The sequence below is a fragment of the Bacillus sp. AP50 genome (assembly GCF_040492675.1).
GTDB lineage: Bacteria > Bacillota > Bacilli > Bacillales > Bacillaceae_G > Bacillus_A > Bacillus_A cereus.
Window position 1 is genome coordinate 1 of record NZ_JBEUTW010000143.1, and the last position, 8473, is coordinate 8473.

An 8473-nucleotide genomic window follows, 5' to 3' on the forward strand; every position below is an offset into this window, starting at 1 on the left:
ATGGAATCTAAAAAAATTATATTAAGTAATAAAAATCATTTACATATTAAACTGCAATTTTACATACTATTTATTTTTCCTAAATAAAAATATAAAAGCTATCCAATATAAAAATTGGATAGCTTTTTCAAATAAAATATTATGCTATTTTAGAAGCTTTTCTCTCATGTCCCATTTGAACAATCAGTAAGAATATTGTTGATAAAATACCGCCTGCTAACAGTAACATGAAGCAACCATCCCAGCCAGAACGATCAACAATAATACCAATTGCTGCGTTCGCTACGAAACTACCTCCAACATAACCGAACAGACCACACATACCAACTGTTGTACCTACTGCAAACTTCGGTACTAATTCCATTGCACTTAAACCGATTAAGAACTGTGGTACATAAATTAAACAGCCAATTACAGAAACTGCAATACTTACAACAAGTATACTAGTTGCTTGCCAATATACAATTGTACCAACAACAACTCCAGCCATACTCATAACACATAATGGCATACGTTTTCCTTTGAATAATTTATCACTTAAAAAACCGACAATTAAAGAACTTGGAATCGCTGCTGCTTCAAATATTGAATATGCTGCATGTGCTTCTGTTTTCGTAAAACCTTTAACTGTAGTTAAGTAAATCGGTACCCAGTTAATAACACCGAAACGAATTAAATAAACAAATGCATTTGCAATACATAAGAACCAAACAAATTTATTTTTTACTACATATTTCATTAAAATTTCTTTTGGAGACATCTTGTTAGCATTATCTGCTTTTTCAAGATTTTCATAGTCATTACGATACTCATCAATTGGAGGAAGACCTTCAGATTCTGGCGTATCTTTCGCATTAATCCAAACAAGAACTGAAATTACCATTGCGATAATCGCTGGGAAAATAAATACGCCACCTTGCCAATGACTTTCACCGAAGATACCTACACCAATTCCAATGAATGGTGGAACAAGTAATCCACCAACGTTATGTGAAATATTCCAAAGACCTGTTTTCGTCCCCCGTTCTTTCTTCGAGAACCATTTCGTCATAACAATACTACAAGGTGGTGCTCCCATACCTTGTACAATACCATTTAGAACAAGTAATGTTAAAATCATCCCAAAGGAAGATGCATAACCGAAACAAATATTAACAAGCCCAGATAAAAATAAACCTACTGCAATAAATCGTTGAGCAAATGCCTTATCCGATAAATTACCCATAAAGAATTTACTAAGTCCGTAAACAACAGCCATTACTGCACCTAATAATCCGATTTGTGTAGTGCTAAATCCGAACTCGTCTACTAAATACGTAGTAGATAAATTAAAGTTACTACGAACTAAATAATAAGCAGCATATCCAACTGAAATCCCGATTAACACACGAATACGTAGTAATCGATATACACGGTCGATCATATCCGCTGGCAATCTTTCAATTGCAGGTGCTGGCTTGAGCCATTTAAACATATATTTCCGTCTCCTTTTCTCACTTCAGAGAGAGACGCTGTCTATTCCATATCTCGATTATTCCGCTATTTGATATATTTTGGTTCGTCCTTCTAACCGGCTGTCCTTCTATTTCTTTCTCATTCTTCGCAAACATCGTTGGTACGCCAAACGACACTTTTTCTAAAATATGCCCCGCTTCTTCTGATAAACAATAATCAATAAATAAATCCGCAATAATACCACTCGGTGCACGTTTTAGTTTCGAAATCGCATTAACAGATAACCCTGTTTGCTCAGGTTCGTTACTTAAAATCGGAAAGCCTTGTTTTTGAAGCATTCTCTGATCTCCCATAAAGTTGATGCCTATCATATATTCACCGCTCGCAACAAGTTCTGCTGGGATGTAACCATTCACTGTTACTTCTCCAACTTGTTCTGCCAGATTCTTCACATATCCCTTCGCTTCCTCTTCACCTAACGTATCAATCAGTGATTGGAAAAACGTATATGCTGTACCTGAAACATTTGGATCGGGCATGACAATCTTTCCTTTATATACTGGATTCAATAAATCTTTCCATCTTAACGGATACGAGAGACCGAGCGGCGCTATTTCCTCGTTCCACCGCTCTTTATTAATCGCAATTGCCAGCTTCTCCACTTCATAACCATACCAATAACCATCTTTATCTTTAACAGTTTTTGAAATACGATTTGCGTGTTGGCTTATCACAGGAATAGAAAGATTTTTTTGCTTCATCATTTGATGCGCATCTACTGTACCGCCAATAATAATATCCGCCTTCGGATTTCCAGCTTCTTCTTCCACTCTACGAAGAAGTTCTTCTGTTGAAAGACGAATAAATTCATACGTACATCCACGTGGTTTACAAAATGATGAAAGTAACGCTTCACCAACTTCCTCACGAGCCGCTACATACGCAACAATATGACGATCATCCAAAATAGGGAGACCATTTTTACTATATTTAATAGAGGTTGTATCTCGAGAGCAACTAGACATCGCTCCTCCAATTACTAGCAAAAAGAAGAAAAAGGCTATCTTTCTCATGACGCATTCTCCTTTACGAATAACTCTGCTAGAGAGCCTTTCATATACATGACATTCCCGTTATTATCACCGAGATATTGCACAACAAAGTACGATGGATACACAGAAATCGTAAGAATATCTTCACGATCATTCTTTACACGCTTACCTGTTTTATAAGCTGTAATATAAGCAATCGGTTCATTCTGCGATTGTAATAACTTCTGAATTTCTCCGTAATCTGTAATTTGCTTTGCGGACCGAATAGAATCAAGCATGTGCGTAAGATTGATAGTACGTACCACATCACCTTGACGTACTACGACATCCTTTGCTGAAGCAAAGAAATCACTAATACGCTCTGGCGTGTAATACAGGCTTAATAAATACGTTTGAAGTGCTGAAATCATCGGATCCATGCCATTCTTTCCGTATACATTTTCCCCATACTGGAACAAGTCACCTACTGCAAAAGTACGTTTATGTCCATTCAAGTACGTTACTTCTCCAGTAAATACTTGTTCTTGGCTCTTAACGTCCCCCGGCTCTATTCGAATTCGGTCAAAGAATGAAACAATCGTATGCAAACGAACTTCATCCGTTACAACGATTTCTCCCCACTTTTCATGTCTTACTTTCACTTCAATTGGAAGAGATTCATTCACCCTTTGTAAAACGGCTTGTTTATCATTTACAATGTTAATTCGATTATAGATTTGCTTCTCCATAACATAAAACAAAACAAGAGAAACAATCATACAAATGACAAACATAAGAATTTGAAATGATAGCCTTTTCATTTCTGCCTACCTCCAAGATAAAAAAACGTTGTTTCGAAAATACCGCATAATTGTTTCATAAATGTATCATTTAACCGCTTTCAAGTTTTTTATGTCTTCCATCCTTCTCGGAAGCAAAAATGTAATGAATATTGTAGTACCTATTTCTTCACTACTCTCAATCCGCATGCTTCCGCCCTGCTTATTCATAATCTCCTGACAAATATACAAACCATAACCATTCCCGTAACTAGAAGGCAGTGTCTTTCCTTTCGGAGACTCATTCCACTCTGCAAGCACCCCTTCATCTATACCGATTCCATCATCATGAACAAAAACCTTCGCCTCATGCTCATTTACAATTACATTCATACGAATGTGCGAAGCATCACTATACTTAATTGCATTATCAAGCACATTTAAGAAAATTTGCTTCGTCTTATCAAAATCCGCAACAACATGTACATCCGTTAACTCATTTATCACTTCAATTTCAAATTGATTTAGGCGCGGTTTCACAATTGAAACTGCTTCTTCTGCCAATTCCTTTATGTTCACAACTGTAGGAGACACTTCAAACGTACTCGTCCCATATTTCGAGGACTTAAGCAGTTCCTCTACAAGTGATAATAAACGCTCACTTTCCACAGCCACATAACGAAGACTTTCCTGTACATCTTCTTTCGATTGTAACTTCGGAATTAAATCAACATAACCGATAATTGCCGTTAGCGGTGTTTTTAGCTCATGCGTAATGCGGTCTAGGAAATCTTTCTGCTTCTCCTTCTCCTCCTGCAATTGCTTAATATGCAGCTCAATTCCATCGGCCATCGCGTTAAAAGATGCTGAAAGCTGAGCGATTTCTACGTACTCATTTAACTCAATCTTACTCTTATAATCACCATTCGCGAGCCTCTGTGCCATTTGTCTCAACTGATCAATTGGTTTATGAAGAGACTTCGCCAAACGAATCGCAAAGAAAATACCGGTAGCTACTAAACAAAGAGACGTCATTAAGAACGTCCAGCTCACATTTGTTAAAACTTCCTTCTCACCTGTTAACTCATTTATAAAACGAATACTTCCAATGACATCGTTTCCATAATATACTGGGCTTGAAAACAAAAGAATGGGAGCGGGATCCGCCTCTTCAAAAACATAAGACTTCTTTCCCTTCAAAGAACTCTCAATGTCGATGTTACGGTGAAGCAATGCTCCTTTCTGTGTATCTGCAACAACATCGCCATTCTTCCCGATCATCTGCACACGGACATCCATACGCTTCGCTAAATACGACGCAATTAAAAGTGAATTCGGACCAAGCGTATCCACTTCTGCTTCCTTCTCTAAATAATTCATCGTATAAATTTGTGCTTCTACACTTAACTTTTCTAAAGAATCTGCTGCGTTATGATACATATTCTTTTCTAACGTAATATAAACAACTGCATATAAAAGAACAAAAATCGGAATTAACAGCCCAACTATTCCAAACACCATATTTCGCTTTAAAGACATACCATCACCACTTAACAATCCAGTTTATAGCCAACGCCATAAATTGTCTTAATATATTCTCCGCTCGTCCCAAGCTTCTTGCGAAGTCTCTGCACCATAATATCAACTGCTCTCGTATTTCCGATATACTCAAATCCCCATACTTTCTCAAGCAACTCATCCCTCATAAACACACGCTGCGGATTTGAAACAAATAACTGACATAAATTAAACTCTCGGTACGTTAACTGAATCTCTTGTCCACTCACATGTACCTTTCTTTCCTTAGGACAAATCACTATCTCTCCAGCCTCAATTACTTCATGACTTACAGCCGCCTCCGTCTTCTTTACACGCCGCGCCATATTCTTAACCCGAAGAATAAGCTCCGCATAATTAAACGGCTTCGTCACATAATCATCAGCACCAAGCTGCAAGCCAAGCAACTTATCATTCATCTGACTCTTTGCCGTTAACATAAGCACCGGAATATCCCTATCCCTCTCACGGAACAAACGAAGCAACTCATACCCATCCGTATCCGGAAGCATAACATCCAAAATCAATACATCCGGCCCTTCATTCCATCGCTCTAAAGCTTCTCTCCCATCAGCCGCTGCCAATACTTCATAACCTTCCATCTCCAACTGCATCCGAATCAAATTACGAATACTCGATTCATCATCAACCACAAGTATTTTCATCATTCTCCTCCTTCCATCATGTATTATAGTACAGTTTAGTATAGCAAAAATCCTATAAAAAAAGAGAGGGTATTGTCGAACATATTTTGTCGACGATACCCTCTCTTTCACTTATTATATTTATTTAGCATATCCATTCGGTTGCTTTTGATGCCAATTCCAAGCATGCTCAATAATTGTTTTCACATTTACATACTTAGGATCCCATCCTAGCTTCTCTTTCGCTTTCTTAGAAGAAGCAACTAAACGTGCTGGATCGCCCGCACGGCGCGGTGCTACCTCAGCAGGAATTTCATGATTTGTAACCTCACGAACTGCATCAACGATTTCTTTTACACTGAAACCATTACCATTTCCTAAGTTATAGAAATCACTCTCTCCGCCATTCTGCAAGTCTTTAAGTCCTAAGAAATGAGCCGCTACTAAATCCTCAACATGAATATAATCACGGATACAAGTACCGTCTGGCGTATTATAATCATCACCAAACATCATAATCTTCTCACGTTGACCTAAAGCCACTTGCAGCACAAGAGGAATTAAATGAGTCTCTGGACGATGATCTTCCCCAATAATACCATTTGGAGTTGCACCAGCCACGTTAAAGTATCTGAAAATCTTATAACGTAAATTAGAAGCTTGGCTATACCAATGAAGCATCTTCTCGATTGCTAACTTCGTTTCTCCATACGTATTCGTTGGATTTGTCGTCGTCTCCTCAGTAATAAGATCAACATCTACCTCACCGTACGTTGCCGCAGTAGAAGAGAAAATAAACTTATCTACCTTAAACTCATCCATTACCTCTAATAAACAAAGTGCACCATACACATTGTTATTATAATATTGAAGAGGCTTTTCCATACTAACTCCAACTAAAGAATCAGCTGCAAAGTGCATAACTGCCTCAATATTTTCTTGTTTAAAAACATCCCTTAAAAATGCTTTATCACGAAGGTCACCATTATAAAACTTCGCGCCTTCCGTAATTGCATCTTCATGACCAGTTTGTAAGTTATCTACTACTACTACAGATAAACCTTCGTCTACTAATTTTTTCACAGCGTGAGAACCGATGTAGCCAGCTCCGCCACAGATTAAAATTGAATTCATTGTTTTCCTCCTACTATTTTCAGATATCTTAATTATAAAAGGAAAAGGTATACGGGAACTCGTACACCTTTTATCTCTCCTTTATTACTTAGCTACAAAATAATCAGTTACATGTTTCGCCCAAACATCATGTCCTTTTGCACTTGGGAAACCGAATTCTTCTTGTAGGTATGGTAAAATTGCTTTCGTTGAAGCATCCGGCCATGCTCCCCAATGATCAATATATGTATAATTATTTTGCGTCGCAAATTGTTTTAATGCTTCAATCGATTTCGGATAATTTTTCGCACCATAAACTGGATTTGATGGTTGAATCATAATCGTAGCACCTTTTGCACTAGTAGAAAGTGCTTGAACGAACTTCTGTGTATTCACAACAGAGTTCCCATTACCAGTTTTACCGTTATCAGTAATAAATGGTGGCTCAAATAAGATCACATCTGGATTATCTTTTGCAATCTCTTTATCACGTTTATTCGTAATTAACTCTTCTGTGCTTTCACCCTTATATTCCTTTACAGTCACATTCCATAAACCTTTACCATAAGCAGTTTCTAAATTAGCCGTTAGCTTAGCTGCCCAAGCACCTTTTTCAGATGAAGAAGCTTCATCACCAACAATAACAAGATTTACTGCCTTTTTATCCTCAGCAGCTTTCTTTAACTTCTCTTTCACTGCATCTGGCAAGTTCTTCGCGTATGCCTCATTAAAAGATGACTTTGCATCTTGTTTTTTCTCCTCTTTTTTCTCTTCTTTCTTTGCTCCGCTATCTTTTACTTCAGCTTTTGTTTTCGTTACTTCACTCGTTTGTCCTGTTGCATTTGCAATCTTCTTATTCCAGTACAATTTACCGCTCACAATCGAAGCTACAAACAATACAAAAATAACAAGGACAAGTACTGCTTTCTTATTCATCGATTCACCTCATCTATTAATCTCACAATATATAATACTAATATAAATCCATGCAAAAATAAACCCAACTCCTTCCAAAGGAGTTGGGTTATTACATATTACTTAGTCAATTCAAGATGCGCTCTTAACTTATTCGTTAAATCTTGTTTCGCTGCATCTGGAACATAGTAGTACCAAATACCATCAGCAGCTTTGTGGCCATCACCTGGAATTTGGATTTCTTCACTATTCTGCATGCAATCTTTATAATTCTTTTGAATATCAAACATTTGGTCTTGCGTTAAACTTGTTTTAACGTTTTTCTCAATTGCTTTTAATACATCCCCGTAACTTGCTAGAGAAGAAACTGTAGCACCCTGTTTAATTACTCCTTGAATTACTTGACGTTGGCGCATTTGACGTCCGAAATCACCACGTGGGTCAAGCTTTCTCATCCTAGAATAATGTAATGCCTTTCTACCATCTAAATGAATGTTTCCTTTTTCAAAATGAATTCCTTCATATGTGAAATCTAAATCATTATTTACATCTACACCACCAACAGCATCTACAATATCTTTAAATCCATCCATATTTACTTCAATATAATGATCAACTGGTACATTAAGAAAATTCTCTACTGTTTTTACAGCCATATCAATTCCGCCAAAAGCATAAGCATGATTAATTTTATCTTTTGTACCTTTTCCAACGATTTCTGTATAAGAATCACGTGGAATACTAACAATTTTCATAGATTTCGTCGTAGGATTTAATGTAAATAGCATTAATGAATCCGACCTTCCTTGGTCTTCACCACGTTGGTCTACCCCCATCATTAAAATAGATATTGGTTTTTGATCTGAAATATCTACCTTCTTTTCTCGTTTTTCAGATTTCTCACGATCTAATGGTTTATGAACAGCATCTAATGTATTAGAAACGTTAGAATAAACAGTATAAGCATATACTCCACCAC

Annotated in this window: 8 protein-coding genes; all 8 read right to left on the bottom strand. The window is 37.1% G+C overall.

Annotation, left to right across the window (positions count from 1 at the left end; all coding sequences use genetic code 11):
- Nucleotides 1–139 precede the first annotated feature (139 nt).
- A complete protein-coding gene (locus tag ABWK52_RS12665; protein WP_065702810.1) occupies nucleotides 140–1474 on the bottom strand; it encodes an MFS transporter in 1335 nt (444 codons plus the stop codon).
- A 19-nt stretch (nucleotides 1475–1493) separates the two neighbouring features.
- Nucleotides 1494–2528: an ABC transporter substrate-binding protein gene (locus ABWK52_RS12670; protein ID WP_001225645.1), complete on the bottom strand. Its 1035-nt coding sequence runs from the start codon at nucleotides 2526–2528 to the stop codon at nucleotides 1494–1496.
- The gene (locus ABWK52_RS12675; protein WP_098541803.1) at nucleotides 2525–3307 is read right to left on the bottom strand and encodes a DUF3919 family protein; all 783 of its coding nucleotides are present in this window, start codon (nucleotides 3305–3307) and stop codon (nucleotides 2525–2527) included. Before ABWK52_RS12675 ends, ABWK52_RS12670 begins: the two co-directional genes overlap by 4 nt.
- A 66-nt stretch (nucleotides 3308–3373) precedes the next feature.
- Nucleotides 3374–4804: a HAMP domain-containing sensor histidine kinase gene (locus ABWK52_RS12680; protein WP_098541801.1), complete on the bottom strand. Its 1431-nt coding sequence runs from the start codon at nucleotides 4802–4804 to the stop codon at nucleotides 3374–3376.
- An 11-nt stretch (nucleotides 4805–4815) separates the two neighbouring features.
- Entirely contained in the window at nucleotides 4816–5487 is a 672-nt protein-coding gene (locus ABWK52_RS12685; RefSeq protein WP_000699553.1) for a response regulator transcription factor, read from the bottom strand.
- A 120-nt stretch (nucleotides 5488–5607) separates the two neighbouring features.
- The gene (gene galE / locus ABWK52_RS12690; protein WP_050964592.1) at nucleotides 5608–6600 is read right to left on the bottom strand and encodes a UDP-glucose 4-epimerase GalE; all 993 of its coding nucleotides are present in this window, start codon (nucleotides 6598–6600) and stop codon (nucleotides 5608–5610) included.
- 84 nt (nucleotides 6601–6684) lie between these two features.
- A complete protein-coding gene (locus ABWK52_RS12695; protein ID WP_001034163.1) occupies nucleotides 6685–7515 on the bottom strand; it encodes an SGNH/GDSL hydrolase family protein in 831 nt (276 codons plus the stop codon).
- Between the two features lie 98 nt (nucleotides 7516–7613).
- The coding region (gene tagU, locus ABWK52_RS12700; protein WP_353771947.1) for a polyisoprenyl-teichoic acid--peptidoglycan teichoic acid transferase TagU at nucleotides 7614–8473 on the bottom strand (860 nt) is incomplete at its 5' end.